This window comes from Croceicoccus sp. BE223, from assembly GCF_031457155.1.
GTDB lineage: Bacteria > Pseudomonadota > Alphaproteobacteria > Sphingomonadales > Sphingomonadaceae > Croceicoccus.
This window is the reverse complement of record NZ_JAVDWB010000006.1, coordinates 42,872-65,686: the sequence shown is the minus strand read 5'-3', so window position 1 is coordinate 65,686 and position 22,815 is coordinate 42,872. Positions and strand designations below refer to the sequence as shown.

Genomic DNA, 22,815 nt, shown 5'->3' with positions numbered 1-22,815 from the left:
CAGCCTCAGTCGAATTCCCACGCGCGTTCGCCGTGGCTGGTGATGTCGAGGCCGATGGTCTCCGCCTCGTGGTCCACGCGCATCGGCCAGACCAGCGCGACAAGCTTGGCCAGGATGACGGTCGCAACCGCGCTCCACGCGGCGACGACGCCGACGCCGACGACCTGGGCGAGGAGCTGCCGGCCCATGTCCATCGCCGGGGCATAACCCGCGCCGCCAAGGGCATCGGCCATGAAAACCGCCAGCATCAGCGAACCGGTCATCCCGCCCACGCCGTGCACGGCGAAGACGTCGAGCGAATCGTCGATCTGCCATTTCTGCTTCACGAACTGGATCGCGGCGTAGCAGATCGAGGTGCCGACGAGGCCGAAGACGATCGCCGCGCCCGGGCCGATGAAGCCCGCGGCCGGGGTGACGGTGGCAAGCCCCGCGATGGCGCCGGTGGCAAATCCGACCGAGGTAGGCTTGCCCACCAGCCGGTTTTCCAGCGCGATCCAGAGGAGCGCCGCGGCGCTTGCGGCGATGTGGGTGTTGATGATCGCCAGCGCCGCGCTGCCGTTTGCGGCCAGCGCCGATCCGCCGTTGAAGCCGAACCAGCCGACCCACAGGAGGGCCGCGCCCGCCATCGTCAGCGCCGGACTGTGCGGAAGGAGGGGCGTCTTGGGGAAGCCGGAACGCTTGCCGATCAGGATCGCGACGACCAGTGCCGATATGCCCGCCGTGGTATGGACGACGATGCCGCCGGCAAAGTCGAGCGTGCCGAACCCGCTGGCCATCCAGCCGCCGCCCCAGATCCAGTGGGCGACGGGGGCATAGACGACGAGGCCCCAGAGCGCGCAGAACGCGACGACCCAGCCGAACCGGGCCCGATCGACCCATGCCCCGGCCATCAGCGCGGGGGTGATGAGCGCGAAACACATCTGGAACAGGGCGAAGACCGGCTCGGGCAAGGTCAGCCCCTCGCGCAAGTCGCCGTTGCCCGTCAGCATCATCGCGTTGCCGTCGCCGATCCAGCCGATGCCGACGTTGCCGAAGGCCATGGTGTAGCCGACGACGATCCACAGGATCGACGCCGCCGCGGCGATCGCGCCGACTTGCACCAGCACGGCCAGGAAGCTCTTGGCGCGGACCAGGCCGCCGTAGAACAGCGTCAGTCCCGGCATCGCCATCATCAGGACGAGGGCGGAGGAGACGAGGATCCAGGCGACGTCGCCGCTGTCCGCCGTTGCCACCGCAGACGCCTGGGCCTGCGCGGGTGTCGTGGCGGCAAGCGCAAGCATCGTCGCTGCCGCGACCGGCAGTTTCCTCGACATCGGCATTCTCTCCCCCTCTCGCCAGCGCCGTTCCGGCTGCGTGAGGGACCTCAGATCGAATCGCGCCTTGCCGCAAGACGAAGGGCGAGACAAGGCGTCACGCCCCTGGCCCCGGCCCGGGCACAGGACAGCCTTTGCGTTGCAATTCAATCAGGCCCTGTCGCGTGCAGCGACAACAAGGCCCTGTCGCGGGCGGCGGCGATCAGACCCAGCCTTCGAGCACCTGGTCCAGCGGACGGTGTCCATCGGCCCAGGTCCGGATATTGGCGATGACCCGCTCGCCCGAAGCCTCGCGGCCCTCCTCGGTCGCGCTGCCGAGGTGGGGCTGGGTGATGACGTTGGGGTGGTCGATCAGGCGGCGGTCGACGTGCGGTTCGTCGGGATAGACATCCAGTCCCGCACCCCGCAGGTGGCCGCTCTCCAGCGCCGCGATCATCGCTTCGTAATCGATCAGCTCGCCGCGCGCGGTGTTGACGATCACCGAGCCCGGCTTCATCCGCGCGATTGCTGCGGCGTCGATCAGGTTCTGCGTGCCGGGCGTCGCCGGGCAGTGCAGCGTGACGATGTCGCTGCCGGCCAGCAGCGCGTCGAGCGTCGGCGCATATTCGGCGCCCAACATGTTTTCCACCGCGTCGGGCAGGCGGTGGCGGTTGTGGTACAACACCTTCATGCCGAAAGCGCGGGCGCGGTGGGCGACGGCCTGGCCGATGCGGCCCATGCCGACGATTCCTAGCACCTTGCCGCCCAGCTTGCGACCCAGCATTGCCGACGGGGCCCACCCGCTCCACTGATCGCGGCGGATCATGTGGGTGCCTTCACGCATTCGGCGCATTACGCCGATGATCAGCGCAAGGGTCATGTCGGCGGTATCTTCGGTGAACACCCCTGGGGTGTTGGTGACGATAATTCCCTTTGCCCGCGCCGCCTTGAGATCGATGTGGTCCGTGCCCGCGCCGAAGTTGGCGATCAGCTTCAGGTCCGGCCCGGCGCCGGCGATCAGTTCGGCGTCGATCTCGTCGGTGACGGTCGGCACGAGCACGTTGTTGGCCTGCAGCAGCGCGGCCATTTCCTCGCGCGTCAGCGGCCTGTCCTCCAGATTGAGGGTCACATCGAAAAGCTCGCCCATGCGCTGCTCGATCGAAGGCAGAAGGTGGCGCGTCACGCCGACGCGGACGGTGCCGACGACGCGGCGGGTATCGATACGGCTCGAGGCGGGTTCGCTGCGGTGGGGCATGTCCGCTGCGCTACGTCCACAACGCGGGGATGGTCAAGCGCGGAAGCTTGCGGCGGCAGCGGCGCGGGCGCTATGCCGGGGCCATGTCGCGCATCCGCCCCCTGTTCCGAACCCTTCTCGCATGTGCCGCGCTCGCGCTTCCCATGCTCCCGGCACCGGCCATCGCTGAAGAGGACGTGCCGTACTGGGTCTCGCTTCGCGCCGACGAGGCGAACATGCGGGTCGGTCCCAGCGAATCCTACCCGATCGAATGGGTCTACCAGCGCAAGGGCCTGCCGATGCGGGTCGTCCGCAAGCTGTCGGGCTGGCGCCTGGTCGAGGATCCCGACGGCACGCGCGGCTGGATCGTCTCGCGCTTCCTGAGCCTCGAACGCACCGCTATGGTCATCGGCAAGGATCCGGCGCCGATGCGCGCCCAGGCCGTTGCCGACGGCAAGGTGTTGTGGCGGGCGGAGCCGGGGGTGAGCGGATCGCTGGGCGACTGTCGCAACGGCTACTGCCGTTTCGCGGTCGGCGAACGGTCGGGCTGGATCGCGCAGAGGCGGCTCTGGGGAGTCGGCAAACCCTGAGATCGCCCCGCGCCGCGGGCATGGAATCAGGCGGTTGCGGGACCGGTACCCTTGTGCGGGCTGGTGCGCTAATCCACACGCCCTCTTGCGCCCCGGCTGCCAGATGCCTAGGGCGCATTTCGCAATCGCAAACCGACTAGCCAAAGCGAGTCTGTCTTGGTCGACCTATCGCAATATCTGCCGATCCTGATCTTCCTCGGGATCGCGCTCGGGCTTTCCGCCCTGTTCGTATTCCTGCCCATGGGTGTCGCGCGCCTGACCGGCACGCACAATCCCGACGCGGAAAAGAACTCGGAGTACGAGTGTGGCTTTCCCGCGTTCGAGGATCCGCGCAGCCAGTTCGACGTGCGCTTCTACCTGGTCGCGATCCTTTTCATCATCTTCGACCTCGAAGCCGCGTTCCTGTTTCCTTGGGCGGTCAGCCTCGACCTGACCGGCTGGCCGGGCTGGATCACGATGATGGTGTTCCTGGGCGAACTGGTCATTGGCTTTGCCTACGCCTGGAAGAAGGGAGCCCTGGAATGGGAGTGAACGAGACGCTTGTCCCGGCCCAGATGCCGACCGCACAGCCGGGCGAAGTCCGCCAGCCGGACGGAAGCTATTTCCACGCGCTGCAGACCGAGGTGAACGACAAGGGCTTTCTCGTCACCAGCACCGAGGAACTGTTCCAGTGGGCCCGCACCGGCTCGCTGTGGTGGATGACCTTCGGCCTTGCCTGCTGCGCGGTCGAGATGATCCACGTCAACATGCCGCGCTACGACATGGAGCGTTTCGGCGTCGCGCCGCGCGCCAGCCCGCGCCAGTCGGACGTGATGATCGTCGCCGGCACGCTGTGCAACAAGATGGCCCCGGCGCTGCGCAAGGTCTACGACCAGATGTCGGATCCCAAGTACGTCATCTCGATGGGATCGTGCGCCAACGGCGGCGGCTACTACCACTATTCCTACAGCGTCGTGCGCGGCTGCGACCGCATCGTCCCGGTCGACATCTACGTACCCGGCTGCCCGCCGACCGCGGAAGCGCTGCTTTATGGCGTGATGCAGTTGCAGCGCAAGATCCGCCGCATCGGCACGGTCGCACGGTAAGGGGAGCGGAGATGGCAGTCCTTCATTCCGCCCCGAAGCTCGCTTCGAACGAGGGTGTCGCCACGGCGCTGGCCGCGGCGCTCGGCGACATGATCGCCGGCGTCCACGAGGAGCACGGCGAAATCCTGCTGAGCGTGGTGCGCGACCGGCTGGCCGATGCCATGATCGTGCTGCGCGACGGGCACGAATACCAGCAGCTGATGGAGATTGCGGGCGTCGACTACCCGTCGCGGGCCGAGCGGTTCGAGGTCTGCTACTGCCTGCTTTCGGTGACGAGGAACCACCGCATCATCGTCAAGGTCTCGACCGACGAGGTGCACCCGGTGCCGACGATCACGCACATCTGGCCCAACGCCGGCTGGCTGGAGCGCGAGGTGTTCGACATGTACGGCGTCCTGTTCGCCGGAAACGAGGACCTGCGCCGCATCCTCACCGACTACGGATTCGAAGGGCATCCCTTCCGCAAGGACTTCCCGCTGACCGGCCACGTCGAACTGCGCTATTCCGAGGAAGACAAGCGCGTCGTCTACCAGCCGGTGCGGCTCGCGCAGGATTTCCGCAGCTTCGACTTCATGAGCCCGTGGGAAGGCGCGGACTACGTGCTGCCGGGTGACGAGAAGGCAGCCGAAACCCCGCCTGCGCCGACCGTCGACAAACCCAAGACGACCGATACCCCGGCGCAGACCGGTGCCGGTGCCGCGACCAATGCGGCCGCCGACGACAAGGTCGCCGATCCCGCTCCCGCCAAGGAGGAGGGCGGCAAGGACGCCGAAGCGCCCGCGCCGACCGAGGATCGGCCCGCCCGCAAGCCGCGCCAGGCCAAGGCGAAGGACACCGAAGGGGCGACCGACCCGGTGAAGAAGCCGCGGGCGAAGAAGGCGAAGAAGGAGGACGGCCAGTGATCCTGCGCACCGCCATCCTGGCGACCTCGCTCGTCGCGCTCGCGGCCTGCGACAAGCCGGCCGACGCGCCCGTCGAGGCCGCCGCGACGAAGGCCGAGAACGTCGCCGTCGCGCCGACCGAGGCGAAGCTGGACATCACCTTGCCCGGCGCGAACAGCGAATATGCCTATGCCGAACTGCTGGAACTGCAGGCCGATGACGGCACGCTGATTGCCGACAGCACCAAGGGCGCGGGCCTGTGCACCTTTGCCGACGAAGGCGGGCGGGTGCTCCTGACCGTCGGCGCTCCGCCGCAGGACGACAAGGCCGGCGCAGGCGTCGTGCGCCCCAATGGCAAGCCGGCCATGGCGCTGTTCGCGCAGGCCGACGGCACCGACTACATCGTCAACGGCCCGACGCTGGAGCGCAAGGCGATCGACGGCGGCCTGGCGCTGACCGTGGCTGTCACGCTGGCGGACGACAAGAAGAGCGCCACCATGGCGGTCAAGCTGCCCGAGGGCGAGCGCGACCCCTATATCGGCACCTGGAGCTGCAAGGGATGACGATGCAACTCGAACAGTCGCCGACGACCGGCGACGAAGTCATCACCAACTACACGATCAACTTCGGGCCCCAGCACCCGGCGGCGCACGGCGTGCTGCGCATGGTGATGGAGCTTGACGGCGAGATCATCGAGCGGGTCGACCCGCACGTCGGCCTGCTCCATCGCGGCACCGAAAAGCTGATCGAGTACAAGACCTACCTCCAGGCGCTACCCTACTTCGACCGGCTCGACTACTGCTCGCCGCTGGCGATGGAATACAGCTACGTCCTGGCCATCGAGAAGCTGCTGAACGTCGAGGTTCCGATCCGCGCCCAGTACCTGCGCGTGCTGTTCGCCGAACTGACCCGCATCTGCAACCACATGCTCAACATCGGCAGCCACGTCATGGACGTGGGCGCGATGACCCCGAACCTGTGGCTGTTCGAGATCCGCGAGGACTGCCTCAATTTCTTCGAGCGCGCGTCGGGCGCGCGCATGCACAGCGCGTGGTATCGCCCCGGCGGCGTGCACCAGGACGTGCCGCTCAAGCTGCTCACCGATATCGGCGACTGGCTCGACACCCGCCTGCCGCGGCTGTTCGACGACGCGATGAGCCTCGTCGTCGACAACCGCATCTTCAAGCAGCGCAATGTCGACATCGCGATCGTCAGCAAGGAAGACGCGCTGGCCTGGGGCTTTTCCGGCCCGATGATCCGCGCCGCCGGCATCCCGTGGGACCTGCGCAAGAGCCAGCCCTACGACGTTTACGACCGGATGGACTTCGAAATTCCGGTCGGCACCAACTCGGACTGCTACGATCGGATGATGGTCCGCGTTGAGGAAGTGCGCCAGTCGGCCCGCATCATGAAGCAGTGCCTGGCCGAGATGCCCGATGGGCCGATCGCCAGCCTCGACCGCAAGGTCAGCCCGCCCAAGCGGGCCGAGATGAAGAGCTCGATGGAAGCGCTGATCCATCACTTCAAGCTCTATACCGAGGGATTCCACGTTCCCGCGGGCGAAGTCTACGTCGCGACGGAAAGCCCGAAGGGCGAGTTCGGCGTCTACCTCGTCTCCGACGGGTCCAACAAACCCTATCGCTGCAAGATCCGGCCGACCGCGTTCAGCCATCTCCAGGCGATGGACATGATGTGCAAGGGACACATGCTGCCCGACGCGACCGCCATCCTCGGCGCGATCGACGTCGTGTTCGGAGAGTGTGACCGGTGATCTGCGCCGACCGTCTTTTCCGGCCTGCCGCTCCCTGTCAGGGCGGCACGTTTCAGGCCCGGGCAATGGTCGGTGTGAAACAGGCGCGGGGCGGCATCGATCCATGGGGATCGGTCGATGCCATCTTCGGAGGGTCCAGAACCATGAAACTCGATACCAACCAGCAGATGAGCGTGCTTGCATCGGCCACCGGCCTGATCCTGATCGCGTTCTATTTCCTCGCGCTCTATCTGGGTGCCGACACGGCCGACTGGCTGCCCAACGTGATCGCCTGCATCGGCGGCTTCGAACTCTACATGTTCGGCCAGAGCCAGTGGGAAGCGTTCAAGAGAAAGCGCACCAATGACCGCGGGGGCCCGCGTGGCTGACACGATGAGCCGCAGCCTGACCGACATTGCCCGCGCGATGATCGACGCCTACAATGCGCAGGACGTCGACGCCTACGTCTCGTTCATGACGGATGACGCGTGCGAGGCGAACTACCGCGGCGATGTCGTTCGCGAGGGCAGGGAGGGGACACGCTCGGGCCTCGCCGCCGCGTTCGCGCGCTGGCCGCAGAACCGGGCGGAGATCGTCTCGGCCCAGGAAATCGGCAATTACGTCCTGATGCGCGAGCATGTCACGCGCGGCCCCGCGACCGACGGTTCGCCGCCGGTCGAGCCGTTCGATGTGGTCGCCATCTACACTTTCGAGGGCGAAAGGTGCGCCCGCGTGGAGTTCGTCCGCTAATGGCCGACCGTTACATCGAACCCGAAACCCCCGAACTGCGCGCCCGCTGGGGCGGCTTCGCGTTCACTCCCGCGTGGGAGGCGAAGGCGAAGGAGGCGATCTCGCATTATCCCGAAGGTCGCCAGAAGTCCGCCGTCATGGCCCTGCTCGACATCGCGCAGCGCCAGGTGGGCGAGGAAACCCAGACGCAGGGCTGGCTGCCGATCCCGGTGATGGAGTACGTTGCGCGCTATCTCGACATGCCGGTGATCCGGGTGGTCGAGGTCGCGACGTTCTACACGATGTACAACCTCGTGCCGGTGGGCCGTTTCCACGTGCAGGTGTGCGGCACCACGCCGTGCTGGCTGCGCGGCTCGGACGAGGTCATGGCGACCTGCAAGAAGCGCGGCATGAGCAAGGGCCACACCACCGACGACGGCATGTGGACGCTGACCGAGGTGGAGTGCATGGGCAACTGCTCGAGCGCACCGATGGTCCAGATCAACGACGACAACTACGAGGACCTCACCGGCGAACGCCTCGACGCGATCCTCGACGCGCTGGCTGAGGGCCAGACGCCGAAGGCCGGGACGCAGGAACCGGGCCGCCACACCGTCGAACCCGTTGGCGGGCCGACCACGCTGACCGCGATGGTCGACGCCAACCACGACTATCGGGGCGAGTGGTAAGGTGGACAGCAGCATCATCGTCATCGTCATTGCGCTTCTCGCGGTCTTCATCGCGTGGAAGGTGCTGAAGGGCATCGTCAAGACGGTGGCGCTGGTCGCGATCCTGATCGCCGCGGCCATTTTCGTTTTCGGACTCGGAGCTTAACGATGCTGGCTGACAAGGACCGCATCTTCACCAATCTCTACGGCTATCAGGACTGGGGCCTGAAGGCGGCGCAGGCGCGCGGCGACTGGGACGATACCAAGGCGCTGCTCGCTCGCGGGCAGGACGCGATCATCGACGAGATCAAGGCCAGCGGCCTGCGCGGTCGCGGGGGTGCGGGCTTCCCCACCGGCATGAAATGGTCCTTCATGCCCAAGGAATCGAAGGACGGTCGCCCCAGCTTCCTCGTCATCAACGCCGACGAATCCGAGCCCGGCTCGTGCAAGGACCGCGAGATCATCCGCCACGATCCGCACAAGCTGATCGAAGGCGCGCTGGTTGCCGGTTACGCGATGCGAGCGCGGGCAGCCTACATCTACATCCGCGGCGAATACATCCGCGAGGCATGGCGGCTCGAGGATGCGGTCAAGCAGGCCTATGACGCGGGCCTGATCGGCAAGAACGCCTGCGGTTCGGGTTACGACTTCGACGTCTTCGTCCATCGCGGCGCGGGCGCTTACATCTGCGGCGAAGAGACCGCGATGATCGAGAGCCTCGAAGGCAAGAAGGGCCAGCCCCGCCTGAAGCCGCCGTTCCCGGCCGGCGCCGGCCTCTACGGCTGTCCGACCACGGTCAACAACGTGGAATCGATCGCGGTGGCGCCGACGATCCTGCGCCGCGGTGCCGAATGGTTCGCCAGCTTCGGGCGCGAGAACAACAAGGGCACCAAGCTCTTCCAGATCAGCGGCCACGTCGAGAAGCCCTGTGTCGTCGAAGAGGCGATGAGCATCCCGTTCAGCGAACTCATCGAGAAGCACTGCGGCGGTATCCGCGGCGGCAAGGACAACCTGCTGGCGGTCATCCCCGGCGGTTCGTCCGTCCCGCTTGTCCCGGCGGCCGAGATCTGGGACGCGCCGATGGATTTCGACGGGCTGAAGGCGGTCGGGTCCGGGCTCGGCACCGCGGCGGTCATCGTCATGGACAAGTCGACCGATATCGTGAAGGCGATCAGCCGGATCAGCTACTTCTACAAGCACGAGAGCTGCGGCCAGTGCACGCCGTGCCGCGAAGGCACGGGCTGGATGTGGCGGATGATGGAACGGCTGCGCGTCGGTGATGCGGCGGTCGAGGAAATCGACATGCTGCAACAGGTGACCAAACAGGTCGAGGGCCACACCATCTGCGCGCTGGGCGACGCGGCGGCCTGGCCGATCCAGGGCCTGATCAAGCATTTCCGCCCGGAGCTGGAACGCCGCATTCGTGAAGCGGGCAATATGGCAGAGGCAGCTGAGTAATGCCGACAGTTAAGGTAGACGGTCAGGACATCGAGGTCCCCGCAGGCGCGACCGTGCTGCAGGCCTGCGAGCTTGCCGGCAAGGAAATCCCGCGTTTCTGCTATCACGAGCGGCTGTCGATCGCCGGCAACTGCCGGATGTGCCTTGTCGAGGTGAAGCCCGGGCCGCCCAAGCCGCAGGCATCCTGCGCGCTGCCCGCCACCGACGGCCAGGAGATCCGCACCGACAGCGAGATGGTCAAGAAGGCGCGCGAAGGGGTGATGGAGTTCCTCCTCATCAACCACCCGCTCGACTGCCCGATCTGCGACCAGGGCGGCGAATGCGATCTGCAGGACCAGTCGGTCGCCTACGGCCGCGGCGGCTCGCGCTATGACGAGAGCAAGCGCGCGGTCACCGAAAAGTACATGGGCCCGCTCATCAAGACGACGATGACGCGCTGCATCCATTGCACCCGCTGCGTGCGCTTCTCCGAGGAGATCGCCGGCGTGGACGAGATCGGCGCGCTTTATCGCGGCGAGAACATGCAGATTACCACCTACCTGGAGCAGGCGGCAAAGCACGAGCTTTCGGCCAACGTGATCGACCTGTGCCCGGTCGGCGCGCTGACCAGCCGGCCCTACGCCTACGAGGCGCGGCCCTGGGAATTGAAAAAGACGCTGGGCATCGACGTGATGGACGCGCTGGGCGCCAACATCCGCATCGACGCGCGCGGTCGCGAAGTGCTGCGCGTGCTGCCGCGGATCAACGACGACGTGAACGAGGAGTGGCTCTCCGACAAGTCGCGCTTCGCCGTCGACGGCCTGACCCGCCGCCGCCTCGACAAGGTCTTCGTTCGCAGGGAAGGCAAGCTCCAGCCCGCGAGCTGGAACGAGGCTTTCGGGATGATCAAGGCGGCCGCGCCCGGCAAGGACATCGCCGCTGTCTACGGCGACCTGCTCGATTGCGAGACGATGTTCGCGGCCAAGGCGCTGCTCCGCGCGATGGGCTCGACCCTGATCGAAGGCCGCCAGAGCGGGATGGTCTACGCGACCGACAATCTCGCCGCAGTGAACTTCAACACCACGTTGGCCGAGATCGAGAAGGCCGATGCGATCCTGATCGTCGGCAGCCAGGTCCGCCACGAAGCGCCGTTGCTGAACGTCCGCCTGCGCAAGGCGGCGAAGCGAGGGGCGAAGGTCTTCGTTGTCGGGCCGGAGTGGGAAACGACCTATGCGGCGACTTTCCTGGGCAACGACCTTTCGGTGCTGAACGCGCTGTCGTCCGATGTGACCGACGCGATGGGCAATGCCGCGCGGCCCGCGATCATCCTTGGCGGTGCGGCGCTCGGTCGCGGAGCGCTGGACAAGGCGCTGGCGCTGGCGAGCGAATGGAACGTCGTGCGCACGATGGAAGACGGAAGCGTCTGGAACGGCTTCAACGCGCTGCACTTCTCCGCCTCGCGCATGGGCGGGCTGATGCTCGGCCTCGCGCAGAAGGGGGGCATGGCCGACCTCGCCGCCGCTAGGCCGAAGGTTCTGCTGGCGCTGGGTGCGGACGAGGTGGACTTCACCAGGTTTCCGGATTCGCTCAAGGTCTTCATCGGACACCACGGCGACAAGGGCGCGCATGCGGCCGACATCGTGCTGCCCGCCGCGGCCTACACCGAAAAGGCCGGCACTTATGTCAACATCGAGGGCCGCGTGCAGCGCAGCGAGAAGGCCATCTTCGCGCCGGGCGACGCGCGTGAGGACTGGACGATCCTGCGCGCGCTGGCCGATGCGCTGGGCGTATCGGTCGGCTTCGACAGTTTCGAACAGCTTCGCGCCGCGATGTTCGCCGACACCCCGGCGCTGGCCCGCGAAGGCCTCGTCGATTTCGGCACCGCGCTTCCCTCCGGCGGAGGCGAGGCTTCGGGCGTGATCGACAACTATCCGGTCGCCGACTTCTATCTCAACAACGCGATCTGCCGGGCGAGCCCGACGATGCAGCGCTGCTCGGCCGAACTCCTCCATGGCGAGCCCCTTGCGGAGGCCGCGGAATGACCGATTTCTTCATCAGCCTCGGGATGACGTACGGCTGGGCGTGGTTCGTCGCCACGATCTGCGGCATCCTGCTGATCGCGCTGCCGCTGATGCTCGGCGTGGCGATGATCATCTACGCCGATCGCAAGATCTGGGCCGCGATGGCGCTGCGCCGCGGTCCCAACGTGGTCGGCCCGTTCGGCCTGCTGCAATCCTTCGCGGACGGGCTCAAGGTCTTCCTGCAGGAAACGATCATCCCTTCGGCGGCGAACAAGGGCCTGTTCCTGATCGCGCCGATCATCACCTTTACAGTGGCGCTGCTGGCCTGGGCGGTCATTCCGTTCAATTCGGGCGCAGTGCTGGCCGACATTAACGTGGGCCTGCTCTACATCTTCGCCATCAGTTCGCTGGGCGTCTATGGCGTCGTCATCGCGGGCTGGGCATCGAACTCGAAATACCCGTTCTTCTCGGCCATGCGCGCCGCGGCTCAGATGATCAGCTACGAAGTCTCGATCGGCTTCATCATCATCTGCGTCGTGCTGTGGGCGGGCACGTTCAACATGAACGGCATCGTCGTCGCGCAGCAGGGCCACGTGCTGGGCTTCTTCAATGGCTTCGGCTTCAATCCGCTGCTGTTCCCGATGTGGGTGCTGTTCCTGATTTCGGGCATGGCCGAGACAGCACGCGCGCCCTTCGATCTGACCGAGGCGGAAAGCGAGCTCGTCGCCGGTTACCAGACCGAATATTCGTCGATGAGCTTCGCGCTCTACTGGCTTGGCGAATATGCCAACGTGCTGCTGATGTGCACGCTCAACGCGGTGCTCTTCTTCGGCGGATGGCTGCCCCCGGTCGACTGGGCGCCGCTCTACTGGGTCAACGGCTTCGTCTGGCTGTTCATCAAGATCCTGTTCTTCTTCTTTATCTTCAGCTGGGTGAAGGCGACCGTGCCGCGGTTCCGATATGACCAGCTTATGCGTCTTGGCTGGAAGATCTTCCTGCCGTTCTCGCTGCTGTGGGTCTTCATCGTCAGCGGTTATCTCATGGCTACCGGACACTTCGCATGAGCGTCGCCCATCTCGTAAAGTCGTTCACCCTCTGGGAGTTCGTGAAGGCGCACTGGCTGACCTTGAAGTATTTCTTCAAGCCCAAGGCGACGATCAACTACCCTTTCGAGAAGAACCCGCTGTCGCCCCGTTTCCGCGGCGAACACGCCCTGCGCCGCTATCCGAACGGCGAGGAACGCTGCATCGCGTGCAAGCTGTGCGAGGCGGTGTGTCCGGCTCAGGCGATCACAATCGAGGCGGAACCGCGCGAGAACGGCAGCCGCCGCACCACGCGCTACGACATCGACATGACCAAGTGCATCTTCTGCGGCTTCTGCCAGGAAGCCTGCCCGGTCGATGCCATCGTCGAGGGGCCGAACTTCGAGTACGCGACCGAAACGCGCGAGGAACTGCTCTACGACAAGGCGAAGCTGCTGGCCAACGGGGACAAGTGGGAGCGTGCGATCGCCGCGAACCTTGAAGCCGATGCGCCCTACCGCTAGGGGCCGCGCGGGAAGACGACCATGATCCACGTAATAGCCTTCTACCTTTTCGCGGCCATCCTGATCGCCAGCGCCGTGCTGGTGATCATGAGCCGCAATCCGGTCCACTCGGTGCTCTGGCTGATCCTCGCGTTCTTCAACGCGGCGGGGCTGATGGTGCTGGTCGGTGCGGAATTCATCGCGATGCTGCTGGTGATCGTCTACGTCGGCGCGGTCGCGGTGCTGTTCCTGTTCGTCGTCATGATGCTCGACATCGATTTCGCCGAACTGCGCGCCGGGTTCATGAAGAACTTCCCGCTCGGCATCCTGCTTGCCGTCGTTCTCCTCGCCGAACTGGTCCTGGGCCTGGGCGCCTATCGCGTCGGCTCGCTGACGCTGGGACAGGCGGACGGTTCGGCGATGACCCTTGCCGGACGCTCCAATATCGAGAGCATCGGCGGGCTGCTCTACGGTCGCTATCTCTTCCTGTTCGAGGCGGCGGGCCTGGTCCTGCTGGTGGCCATGATCGGCGCGATCGTGCTGACGCACCGCCAGCGCAGCGACACGCGCGGGCAGAACATCTCGAAGCAGGTCAAGCGCCGCCCCGAAGAGGCGACGATCAACGTCAAGCCCGAAGTGGGCAAGGGGGTCTCGCTGTGATCGGCATCGAACACTACGTCGTCGTCAGCTCGATCCTGTTCGTGCTGGGCGTCCTGGGCATCTTTCTCAACCGCAAGAACGTCATCGTCATCCTGATGGCGATCGAGCTGATCCTGCTGGCGGTGAACATCAACCTCGTCGCGTTCAGCGCCTTCCTCGGCGACCTGACCGGCCAGATCTTCGCGATGTTCGTGCTGACCGTCGCGGCGGGCGAGGCGGCCATCGGTCTTGCCATTCTCGTCATCTACTTCCGTGGCCGCGGCACCATCGCGGTCGACGACATCCACCGGATGCGGGGATAATCGCGTGATCGAGCTTATCGTCTTCGGGCCGCTGCTGGCGGCGATCATCGCGGGTTTCGCGAACAAGAGCTTCGGCACCGTCTTTCCCAAGGCGGTGACCACCGGGGCGCTGTTCCTCTCTTGCGCACTGTCTTGGCCGATCTTCCTCGGCTTCATGACCGGCACGGCCGAAGCCGGCGTCACCCCGGTGCTGCAGTGGGTGCGTTCGGGCGACATGACCTTCGACTGGGCGCTGCGGGTCGATACGCTGACGGCGGTGATGCTGGTGGTGATCACCAGCGTCTCCGCGCTCGTCCACCTCTATTCGTGGGGCTACATGGACGAGGATCCGGACCAGCCGCGCTTCTTCGCCTACCTGTCGCTGTTCACGTTCGCGATGCTGATGCTGGTGACGGCCGACAACCTCGTTCAGATGTTCTTTGGCTGGGAAGGCGTGGGCCTAGCCTCGTATCTGTTGATCGGTTTCTGGTTCAGGAAACCCAGCGCCAATGCCGCCGCGATAAAGGCCTTCGTCGTCAACCGTGTCGGCGATCTCGGTTTCATGCTGGGCATCTTCGGCGTGTTCGTCGTGTTCGGCACGACCTCCATTCCCGAGATCCTCGACCGTGCCCCGGAAATGGCCGGCAGCTCGATCGGCTTCCTCGGCATGCGTCTCGACACGATGACGATCCTGTGCCTGCTGCTGTTCGTTGGCGCGATGGGCAAGTCGGCGCAGCTCGGCCTGCACACGTGGCTTCCCGACGCGATGGAAGGCCCGACCCCGGTGTCGGCGCTGATCCACGCGGCGACGATGGTGACCGCGGGCGTGTTCATGGTCTGCCGCCTCTCGCCGTTGTTCGAAACCAGCCAGATCGCGCTCGGCTTCGTCACCTTCATCGGTGCGGCGACCTGCCTTTTCGCCGCCACCGTCGGCACGACGCAGACCGACATCAAGCGGGTCATCGCCTATTCGACCTGCTCGCAGCTCGGCTACATGTTCTTTGCTGCCGGTGTCGGCGCCTATGGCGCGGCGATGTTCCACCTGTTCACCCACGCCTTCTTCAAGGCGCTGCTGTTCCTGGGGGCTGGTTCGGTGATCCACGCGATGCACCACGAACAGGACATGCGCTATTACGGCGGCCTCAGGAAACATATCCCGATCACCTTCTGGGCGATGACGGCGGGCACGCTGGCGATCACCGGCGTCGGCCTGTGGTTCGCGCACGTCGGCTTCGCGGGCTTCTACTCGAAGGACGCCATTCTCGAGAGCGCGTTCGCCAGCGGGACCGAGATGGGCCGCTTCGCCTTCTTCATCGGCATCGCCGCTGCGCTGCTGACCAGCTTCTATTCGTGGCGGCTCGTCTTCCTGACGTTCTTCGGCAAGCCGCGCTGGGAACAGTCGGAGCATATCCAGCACGCGGTTCACGGGGATCATCACGATCATCCGTCGGACGAGGACGCCGGGCACGACCCGCACGCCCCCGCGCACGGTGCGATCGCGCATGGCGAGGGAACGGCGGGCTATCACCCGCACGAAAGCCCGTGGGTCATGCTGCTGCCGCTGGTCATCCTGTCGCTGGGCGCGATTTTCGCCGGCGCGATCTGGAGCCACTCGTTTCTTGAAAGTGCGGCGTTCTGGAACGGCTCGATCTTCTACAACGAGCACCTGATGCACGCGATGCACGAGGTGCCGACCTGGGTGAAGATCGCGCCGGGGGCGGTCATGCTGATCGGCCTCGCCATCGCGTGGAACAACTACATCCGCGATCCCGACGCGGCGGGCCGCTTCGTCGGCATGTTCGGCGGCGTCTACACCTTCCTCAAGAACAAGTGGTACTTCGACGAGCTCTATCATGTTCTCTTCGTGAAGCCGGCCTTCTGGCTGGGCCGCAAGTTCTGGAAGTGGGGTGACGAAGGCACGATCGATCGCTTCGGCCCCAACGGGGCGGCGTGGGTCGTCGCGCAGGGGTCGCGTTACGCGCAGGTCGTGCAGACGGGTTATCTCTACAGCTACGCGCTGGTCATGCTGCTCGGGCTCGTCGCCGCGATCAGTTGGGTCATGGTTCGCTAAGGGAACGGGGCAGGGTTTATTGTAATGGACGGCTTTCCGATCCTTTCGCTGATGTTGCTCGTGCCGCTGGTCGGCGCGGCCATCTGCATGTTCGCCAGTGCGCCGACGGCGCGGATGGTGGCGCTGGTCGCCACGCTGATCGATTTCGCGCTGGGCGTCGTGCTGTGGCTCAATTTCGACATCGGCGGCGCGCAGTGGCAGTTCGTCGAGCGCGCGCCGATCTTCGCCGGGTTCTCCTGGGCACTGGGGATCGACGGCATTGCGCTGCTGCTAATCCTGCTCTCGGTGTTCCTGATGCCGATTTGCATCGGGGCCAGCTGGAACTCGATCGAGAAGCGCGTCGGCGAATACATGGCCGCGTTCCTGATGATGGAAACGCTGATGATCGGCGTTTTCGCGGCGCAGGACCTGTTCCTGTTCTACATCATGTTCGAAGCCGGCCTGATCCCGATGTACCTGATCATCGGCATCTGGGGCGGCGACAACCGCATCTACGCGTCCTACAAGTTCTTCCTCTACACCCTCATCGGCTCGGTCCTGATGCTGATCGCGATGTTCTGGATGGTCCGCGAGGCGGGCACGACCGACATTCCGACGCTGATGGCCTACGACTTCCCGGCGGATGCGCAGACCTGGCTGTGGCTCGCCTTCTTCGCCAGCTTCGCGGTGAAGATGCCGATGTGGCCGGTCCACACCTGGCTGCCCGACGCGCACGTGCAGGCGCCGACCGCGGGCTCGGTCATCCTGGCCGGCGTGTTGCTCAAGATGGGCGGCTACGGCTTCATCCGCTTCAGCCTGCCGATGTTTCCCGATGCCTCGGCGCAATTCGCGTGGCTCGTCTTCGCCCTGTCGATGGTGGCGGTGGTCTATACCTCGCTCGTCGCATTGGTGCAGCACGACATGAAGAAGCTGATCGCCTATTCCTCGGTCGCGCACATGGCGATCGTCTGCGTCGCGCTTTTCAGCTTCAACGTGCAAGGTCTCGAAGGCTCGATGATCGTGATGCTGAGCCACGGGCTCGTCTCGGGCGCGCTGTTCCTTGCCGTCGGCGTCATCTACGACCGGCTGCACACGCGCGAGATCAGCCGCTACGGCGGGCTGGCGATCAACATGCCGAAATACGCGCTGTTCTTCCTGCTGTTCACGATGGCCTCGATCGGCCTGCCGGGCACCAGCGGCTTCGTCGGCGAGTTCCTTGCGCTGGCGGGGGTCTACCAGATTTCGAGCTGGGTCGCGCTGATCTGCACCACCGGCATCATCCTGGGCGCTGCCTACATGCTTTACCTCTACCGCCGCGTCGCTTTTGGCGAACAGGTCAACGCCGATGCCGCCGCCATGCCCGATCTCGACAAGCGCGAATGGGCGATGATGCTGCCGCTCGCCGCCGCGGTGCTTTGGATGGGCGTCTATCCGGAAAGCTTCTTGGCACCGATGCGCAACGACATCGCGTGGCTCGACCAGCGCCTCGCCTCCGCCGCGCCGGAAGGTGACGCCCGCCTGTCCGCGCCCAATCCCAAGGCAGCCGCCGGGGGTGCCCACGCCGAAACCGCCGCGGCCGAGGGGGAGGCCCACTGATGACCGACTTCTCGCAATCGCTCGCGATCATCGCGGCAGAGGAAATCCTCACCGTCGTCGGCCTCGTCCTGCTGCTTGCCGCTGCATGGATGGGCGACAAGGGCTCGCGCCTCATCTCGATCGTCGCGGTGGCCGCGCTGGTCGCTTGCGCCTTCGTCGCCGCACCGGTCCTGTGTCAGGGGTTGATGGGACCGGAAACGGTCGCCTTCATGGGCCAGTACAAGGGTGACGCCTTTTCGGCCTTTGCCAAGCTGCTGATCTATGCCGCGGGCGGCGCCGCGCTGATCGTCGCGCCGGGCTTCTTCGGCCGCGCGGGTGTCGGCGGCACCTCGGTGATGCGGGCCGAGTATCCGGTTCTCATCTTGTTTGCCGTTCTCGGCATGAACATGATGGTCTCGGCGACGGACTTCCTGACGCTCTACATCGGTCTCGAACTGAACAGCCTTGCCGCCTACGTCCTCGCCGCTTTCCTGCGGACGGACGAGCGTTCCGCCGAAGCGGGCCTCAAGTACTTCGTGCTGGGCGCGCTCGCTTCGGGCATCATCCTGTTCGGCATGAGCCTGACCTACGGCTTTGCCGGCACCACGAGTTTCGCCGGCGTGCGCGTGGCGCTGGCGGGCGATCTTTCGACCGGTGCGCTGTTCGGCCTGATCTTCGTTCTGGCGGGCCTCGCCTTCAAGATCAGCGCGGTGCCGTTCCACATGTGGACGCCCGACGTCTACGAAGGCGCGCCGACGCCAGTGACGATGTTCTTCGCCACCGCCCCCAAGGTCGCCGCGCTGGCGCTGACCATGCGTGTCGCCTTCGTGCCATTCGGCGCGCAGGTCGGTGCCTGGCAGCAGATCGTGATCTTCGTCTCTCTCGCTTCGATCATCGTCGGCGCGCTGGGCGCGATCGGACAGGCCAACATCAAGCGGCTGCTCGCCTATTCCTCGATCAACAACATCGGCTTCCTGCTGATCGGCCTCGCCGCCGCGACGCAGGAGGGCGCTGCTGCGATGCTCGTCTATCTCGCGATCTACGTGGCGATGAGCGTGGCGGGCTTCGTCGTGGTGCTGATGCTGCGCGACGCGGCGGGCAACCCGGTCGAGCGGATCGCCGACATGGCGGGCCTGTCGCGCACGCGTCCGGCCCTGGCCTGGGCACTGGCAGCGGTGATGTTCAGCCTTGCCGGCATCCCGCCGCTGTTCGGCTTCTGGGGCAAGTTCGTGGTGTTCCAGGCGGCGGTCAACGCCGACCTGATCGCGCTGGCCGCGCTCGGCATTGCGGCGAGCGTCATCGGTGCGTTCTACTACCTGAAGGTGGTCAAGATCGCGTTTTTCGATGAGCCTGCCAACGTCGTCTCGGCCGCAGGCGAGGGCGGGGCCGATGCGCTCGGGCACAAGGTGCTGTTGCTGATCTCTTGCATCGCGATCTCGCCGCTGGGCTACCTGCTGACCCCGTGGATCGGTGATCTTGCGGGCAAGGCGGCCGCGGCGCTGTTCTTTGCCGGCTGACTTGATCGAGTTCGTCGCCGAGACGGGGTCGACCAACGCGGATCTCGCCGCCCGGCTCGCGGGCGGAGAGGCCATGACCGAATGCTTCTGGCTGCGCGCGGGCCGCCAGATACAGGGCCGGGGTCGCGCCGGCCGCGAATGGGTCAGCGAAGACGGCAACCTGCATTGCTCGACCCTCGTCCATCTGCGGCCCGGCGATCCGCCGCCGGCGACGCTGTCGCTGGTGGCCGGACTGGCGGTGCATGACGCCGTAGGCGAAGCGCTCGGCCTCTCGTGCAGCACACGCGATCGCGAAATGCACCTGAAGTGGCCCAACGACCTGATGATCGATGGTGCCAAGATCGCCGGCATCCTTTGCGAGATGATCGACCGGACTATCGTCGTCGGAATAGGTCTCAACGTCGCCGCTGCGCCGGATCTTCCGGACAGGCCCACGACATCGCTGCGCGCGCAAGGTTGCGAAATGGATGCCGCGGCGATGCTGGACACGCTTGCCCGCTCCTTCGCCGCGCGGTTGGCGGCATGGCGTGCCGAACCGCTGGCTGACACGCTGGCCCGATGGGAGCGGTGTGCGACACCTAGGGGCACGCCGATCACCGTCCATGCCGACACGGATGTCGCGGGCACGTTCGATGGACTGGAAAGCGACGGGTCGCTGCGGTTGCGGTTGGAGGACGGCTCGCGCCGTGCCATCTATGCGGGCGACGTGATCCTGCGGGAGATTGACTGATGCTGCTCGCCTGCGATGTCGGTAACACCAACATCGTCTTTGCGCTGATGGAGGGGATTGAGGTGCGCAGCCGCTGGCGAATCGCTACGGACCCGCGCCGCACGGCTGACGAATACGCCGTCTGGCTGTTGCAACTCTTTGCGCTCGAAGGCCTCGCCTTCGATTCTGTGGACCAGGTCATCGTTTCCACCGTGGTGCCCCGCGCGCGCCACAACCTCACCGTGCTGGGCGAGAAGTACTTTGGCCAGGCGCCGATCTTCGCGGGCGAGGGTCCGGCGGGCTGGGGCATGGAAATCGATGTCGAAGAACCGGCGAGCCTCGGTGCAGACCGCGCGGTCAACGCCGTCGCCGCCCACGCCGAACATCCGGGCGACCTCATCGTCATCGATTTCGGCACAGCCACGACCTTCGACGTCGTCGATTTCAACGGCGCCTACAAGGGCGGGATCATCGCACCCGGCATCAACCTGTCGCTCGACGCGCTGGTCCAGGCGGCGGCCAAGCTGCCCCGCATCGCGATCGAAGCGCCGAGCGAGACCCGCTCGGTCATCGGCCGCAATACCGAGACGCAGATGCACATCGGGGTCTATTGGGGCTATGTGGCGATGATCGAAGGGCTGGTCGCTCGGCTCAAGGCGGAGATCGGCCGACCGGCGAAAGTGCTGGCCACCGGCGGTCTCGCGCTGCTGTTCGACGAGCAGACCGACATTTTCGACGCGGTCGATGTCGATCTCACGCTCAAAGGGCTGGCAATCCTCGCCGAAAAGGCGTCTAAGCCCGGGCGATGACTCCCGGTAAAGAACTGCTTTTCCTCGCGCTCGGCGGCTCGGGCGAGATTGGCATGAACGTCAATCTCTACGGCTGCGACGGCAAATGGCTGATGGTCGATCTCGGCATGAGCTTCGCCGACCCCGGTTATCCCGGTGTCGACCTTGTCTTCGCCGACCTCGAATTCATCGAGGACAAGGCCGAAGACCTTGTCGGCATCGTGCTGACCCATGCGCACGAGGATCATATCGGCGCGGTGCCCTATTTTGCCGCCGACCTCGACGTGCCTCTCTACGCGACGCCGTTTACCGCCGAACTGGTCCTGCGCAAGCTGCAGGAAGCAGGGCTGGAAAACGCGGTTGAGCTCAACATCATCGACCACCTCGACGACTTCACGCCGGGCGGCGAAGGCTCGCCGTTCAAGGTGCGCTACGTCCCGCTTGCCCACTCGATCGCGGAGGGTAACGCGGTCATCGTCGACACCCCTCATGGCCGGGTCTTCCATACCGGAGACTGGAAGCTGGATGAGGAGCCGCAGATCGGCGCACCCAGCACCCCCGACGAACTGCGCGAGATCGGCGATGGCGGCGTCCTCGCGCTGGTCTGCGATTCGACCAATGTGTTCAACCCCAAGCCGTCCGGTTCGGAAGGGGGCGTGCTGACCGCGCTCCAGGCCGAAGTCGCCCGCCATAAGGGCAAGCGCGTGGTGGTAACGACGTTCGCCTCGAACGTCGCGCGGCTGCAGACGCTGGGGCAGGTGGCCTGGGATACCGGCCGCCAGCTTTGCGTGGCGGGGCGCTCGCTCGACCGCATCATCGACGTGGCGCAGGCCAACGGCTATCTCGCGGATTTCCCGCCGACGATCGATTTCGACACGGCGATGGCCCTGCCACGCGGCGAAGTGCTGATCATCGCCACCGGCGGACAGGGCGAACCGCGCGCCGCGCTGGCGCGCATCGCGGCGGAAAACCATCCGATCGAACTGACTAGGGGCGATGTGGTGCTGTTCTCCAGCCGCCAGATTCCCGGCAACGAATTGGCGATCGGGCGAATCATGAACCAGCTCGCCTTGCGCGAGATCACCACGATCACCGATCGCGGCGAATTGATCCACGTGTCCGGCCACCCCGGCCGGCCTGAGCTGGAAGCGCTTTATGGCTGGATCCGGCCCGAGATTCTCGTGCCCGTCCATGGCGAGGCGCGCCACATGCGCGAGCAGGTTCGCGTCGGCAAGGCGGCGGGCATCCCGAGCCAGGTGTTCCAGATGAACGGCGACATCGTCCGCCTCGCTCCTGGCAAGCCCGGCAAGATCGGTGAGGCGCGGACCGGCAGGCTCGTGCTCGACGGCGACATCATCGTGCCCGCCGATGGCGAGGCGATCGCCGAGCGTCGCCGGCTTGCCCAGAACGGGCACGTGAACGTCATCCTGCCGCCGAAGCGGTCGAAGGCCGCGCCGCTGATCACCAGCATCGGCCTCCCGCTGGACGAGGACGAGGCCGATTTCCTGGCCGAAGCGCGCGCCGATGTCCAAGCTGCCGTGGCAAAGGCAAAGTCGGGCAAGGGCCGCGACAGCGTGGTCGAGGCCGCACGCCTCGCCGCCCGCCGCGCCGCCCGGCGCTGGTCGGGCAAGAACCCGCAAGTTACCGTTCTAGAATTCGACGAAGAGTAGGGGACCGAGCCGATGGAGATCACCTCGATCGTGGCGATTTACAGCCTGTTCTGGGTCATGTCCGCGTTTCTGGTCATGCCCTTCGGCATTCGCACGCATCACGAAACCGGCGAGGAGATGGTCGCCGGACAGGCCGACAGCGCGCCGAGCAATTTCCAGCCCAGACGCATCGTCCTTCGCGCCACGATCCTGTCAGCGGTTCTCTTTGCGCTGTATTACGCGAATTACGTCAACGGCTGGATCACCGCGAGCGATCTCAACGTCATCGAACCGCCCAGGGAAATCGCCGAAGAACAGGCCTGGCTGCGCGATGGCGCGCCGGAACGCCCGAACGCCGAATGACCGGCAGGGCG

General features: G+C 65.7%; 25 protein-coding genes. 23 read left to right on the top strand and 2 right to left on the bottom strand.

Annotation, left to right across the window (positions count from 1 at the left end):
• Nucleotides 1-5 precede the first annotated feature (5 nt).
• Both J2X37_RS12685 and J2X37_RS12680 read right to left on the bottom strand, forming a co-directional pair.
• Entirely contained in the window at nucleotides 6-1,313 is a 1,308-nt protein-coding gene (locus J2X37_RS12685; RefSeq protein ID WP_310021838.1) for an ammonium transporter, read from the bottom strand.
• A gap of 202 nt (nucleotides 1,314-1,515) precedes the next feature.
• Nucleotides 1,516-2,547 carry a D-glycerate dehydrogenase gene (locus J2X37_RS12680; RefSeq protein ID WP_310021836.1) on the bottom strand — a complete coding sequence of 344 codons (1,032 nt, stop codon included), beginning with the start codon at nucleotides 2,545-2,547 and terminating at the stop codon, nucleotides 1,516-1,518.
• Between the two features lie 83 nt (nucleotides 2,548-2,630).
• Here J2X37_RS12680 and J2X37_RS12675 point away from each other — a divergent pair, with 83 nt between their 5' ends.
• The 23 genes from J2X37_RS12675 to J2X37_RS12565 all read left to right on the top strand — a co-directional run bounded on the left by J2X37_RS12675 (nucleotide 2,631) and on the right by J2X37_RS12565 (nucleotide 22,804).
• Nucleotides 2,631-3,116 (top strand): SH3 domain-containing protein, encoded by a 486-nt coding sequence (locus J2X37_RS12675; RefSeq protein ID WP_310021833.1) that lies wholly within the window; start codon nucleotides 2,631-2,633, stop codon nucleotides 3,114-3,116.
• Between the two features lie 156 nt (nucleotides 3,117-3,272).
• On the top strand, nucleotides 3,273-3,647 hold the full coding sequence (locus J2X37_RS12670; protein WP_310021831.1) for an NADH-quinone oxidoreductase subunit A: 375 nt from the start codon (nucleotides 3,273-3,275) through the stop codon (nucleotides 3,645-3,647).
• On the top strand, nucleotides 3,638-4,201 hold the full coding sequence (locus J2X37_RS12665) for an NADH-quinone oxidoreductase subunit B family protein (RefSeq protein ID WP_310021829.1): 564 nt from the start codon (nucleotides 3,638-3,640) through the stop codon (nucleotides 4,199-4,201). Before J2X37_RS12670 ends, J2X37_RS12665 begins: the two co-directional genes overlap by 10 nt.
• Before the next feature lie 11 nt (nucleotides 4,202-4,212).
• Nucleotides 4,213-5,103: an NADH-quinone oxidoreductase subunit C gene (locus J2X37_RS12660; RefSeq protein ID WP_310021826.1), complete on the top strand. Its 891-nt coding sequence runs from the start codon at nucleotides 4,213-4,215 to the stop codon at nucleotides 5,101-5,103.
• A complete protein-coding gene (locus J2X37_RS12655) occupies nucleotides 5,100-5,645 on the top strand; it encodes a hypothetical protein (protein ID WP_310021824.1) in 546 nt (181 codons plus the stop codon). Before J2X37_RS12660 ends, J2X37_RS12655 begins: the two co-directional genes overlap by 4 nt.
• Nucleotides 5,642-6,853 (top strand): NADH-quinone oxidoreductase subunit D, encoded by a 1,212-nt coding sequence (locus J2X37_RS12650; RefSeq protein WP_310021821.1) that lies wholly within the window; start codon nucleotides 5,642-5,644, stop codon nucleotides 6,851-6,853. Before J2X37_RS12655 ends, J2X37_RS12650 begins: the two co-directional genes overlap by 4 nt.
• Before the next feature lie 143 nt (nucleotides 6,854-6,996).
• Nucleotides 6,997-7,221: a hypothetical protein gene (locus J2X37_RS12645; RefSeq protein ID WP_310021819.1), complete on the top strand. Its 225-nt coding sequence runs from the start codon at nucleotides 6,997-6,999 to the stop codon at nucleotides 7,219-7,221.
• On the top strand, nucleotides 7,196-7,582 hold the full coding sequence (locus tag J2X37_RS12640; protein ID WP_310021817.1) for a nuclear transport factor 2 family protein: 387 nt from the start codon (nucleotides 7,196-7,198) through the stop codon (nucleotides 7,580-7,582). Before J2X37_RS12645 ends, J2X37_RS12640 begins: the two co-directional genes overlap by 26 nt.
• A complete protein-coding gene (locus J2X37_RS12635) occupies nucleotides 7,582-8,250 on the top strand; it encodes an NAD(P)H-dependent oxidoreductase subunit E (protein ID WP_310021815.1) in 669 nt (222 codons plus the stop codon). Before J2X37_RS12640 ends, J2X37_RS12635 begins: the two co-directional genes overlap by 1 nt.
• 1 nt (nucleotide 8,251) lies before the next feature.
• Complete coding sequence (locus J2X37_RS12630) at nucleotides 8,252-8,395, top strand: hypothetical protein (protein WP_310021813.1); 144 nt, start codon at nucleotides 8,252-8,254, stop codon at nucleotides 8,393-8,395.
• A 2-nt stretch (nucleotides 8,396-8,397) separates the two neighbouring features.
• The gene (gene nuoF, locus J2X37_RS12625) at nucleotides 8,398-9,687 is read left to right on the top strand and encodes an NADH-quinone oxidoreductase subunit NuoF (protein WP_310021811.1); all 1,290 of its coding nucleotides are present in this window, start codon (nucleotides 8,398-8,400) and stop codon (nucleotides 9,685-9,687) included.
• Nucleotides 9,687-11,708, top strand: a complete 2,022-nt coding sequence (gene nuoG, locus J2X37_RS12620; RefSeq protein ID WP_310021809.1) for an NADH-quinone oxidoreductase subunit NuoG — start codon at nucleotides 9,687-9,689, stop codon at nucleotides 11,706-11,708. The genes nuoF and nuoG overlap by 1 nt, the downstream gene beginning before the upstream one ends.
• Nucleotides 11,705-12,751 (top strand): NADH-quinone oxidoreductase subunit NuoH, encoded by a 1,047-nt coding sequence (gene nuoH / locus J2X37_RS12615; RefSeq protein WP_310021807.1) that lies wholly within the window; start codon nucleotides 11,705-11,707, stop codon nucleotides 12,749-12,751. The genes nuoG and nuoH overlap by 4 nt, the downstream gene beginning before the upstream one ends.
• The gene (gene nuoI / locus J2X37_RS12610) at nucleotides 12,748-13,233 is read left to right on the top strand and encodes an NADH-quinone oxidoreductase subunit NuoI (RefSeq protein ID WP_310021805.1); all 486 of its coding nucleotides are present in this window, start codon (nucleotides 12,748-12,750) and stop codon (nucleotides 13,231-13,233) included. The genes nuoH and nuoI overlap by 4 nt, the downstream gene beginning before the upstream one ends.
• A 21-nt stretch (nucleotides 13,234-13,254) precedes the next feature.
• A complete protein-coding gene (locus tag J2X37_RS12605) occupies nucleotides 13,255-13,872 on the top strand; it encodes an NADH-quinone oxidoreductase subunit J (protein WP_310021803.1) in 618 nt (205 codons plus the stop codon).
• Nucleotides 13,869-14,174 (top strand): NADH-quinone oxidoreductase subunit NuoK, encoded by a 306-nt coding sequence (gene nuoK, locus J2X37_RS12600; protein WP_066556264.1) that lies wholly within the window; start codon nucleotides 13,869-13,871, stop codon nucleotides 14,172-14,174. Before J2X37_RS12605 ends, nuoK begins: the two co-directional genes overlap by 4 nt.
• Before the next feature lie 4 nt (nucleotides 14,175-14,178).
• Nucleotides 14,179-16,224 carry an NADH-quinone oxidoreductase subunit L gene (gene nuoL, locus J2X37_RS12595; RefSeq protein ID WP_310021800.1) on the top strand — a complete coding sequence of 682 codons (2,046 nt, stop codon included), beginning with the start codon at nucleotides 14,179-14,181 and terminating at the stop codon, nucleotides 16,222-16,224.
• Between the two features lie 24 nt (nucleotides 16,225-16,248).
• Nucleotides 16,249-17,799 carry an NADH-quinone oxidoreductase subunit M gene (locus J2X37_RS12590; protein ID WP_310021797.1) on the top strand — a complete coding sequence of 517 codons (1,551 nt, stop codon included), beginning with the start codon at nucleotides 16,249-16,251 and terminating at the stop codon, nucleotides 17,797-17,799.
• Complete coding sequence (gene nuoN / locus J2X37_RS12585; RefSeq protein ID WP_310021794.1) at nucleotides 17,799-19,295, top strand: NADH-quinone oxidoreductase subunit NuoN; 1,497 nt, start codon at nucleotides 17,799-17,801, stop codon at nucleotides 19,293-19,295. Before J2X37_RS12590 ends, nuoN begins: the two co-directional genes overlap by 1 nt.
• A gap of 1 nt (nucleotide 19,296) precedes the next feature.
• Nucleotides 19,297-20,025, top strand: coding sequence for a biotin--[acetyl-CoA-carboxylase] ligase (locus tag J2X37_RS12580; protein ID WP_310021792.1), 729 nt, complete (start codon nucleotides 19,297-19,299; stop codon nucleotides 20,023-20,025).
• Nucleotides 20,025-20,813, top strand: coding sequence for a type III pantothenate kinase (locus J2X37_RS12575; protein ID WP_310021790.1), 789 nt, complete (start codon nucleotides 20,025-20,027; stop codon nucleotides 20,811-20,813). Before J2X37_RS12580 ends, J2X37_RS12575 begins: the two co-directional genes overlap by 1 nt.
• Nucleotides 20,810-22,462: a ribonuclease J gene (locus J2X37_RS12570; protein ID WP_310021788.1), complete on the top strand. Its 1,653-nt coding sequence runs from the start codon at nucleotides 20,810-20,812 to the stop codon at nucleotides 22,460-22,462. Before J2X37_RS12575 ends, J2X37_RS12570 begins: the two co-directional genes overlap by 4 nt.
• Nucleotides 22,463-22,474: 12 nt before the next feature.
• Nucleotides 22,475-22,804, top strand: a complete 330-nt coding sequence (locus J2X37_RS12565) for a DUF1467 family protein (protein ID WP_310021786.1) — start codon at nucleotides 22,475-22,477, stop codon at nucleotides 22,802-22,804.
• The last annotated feature ends 11 nt before the right edge of the window (nucleotides 22,805-22,815 follow it).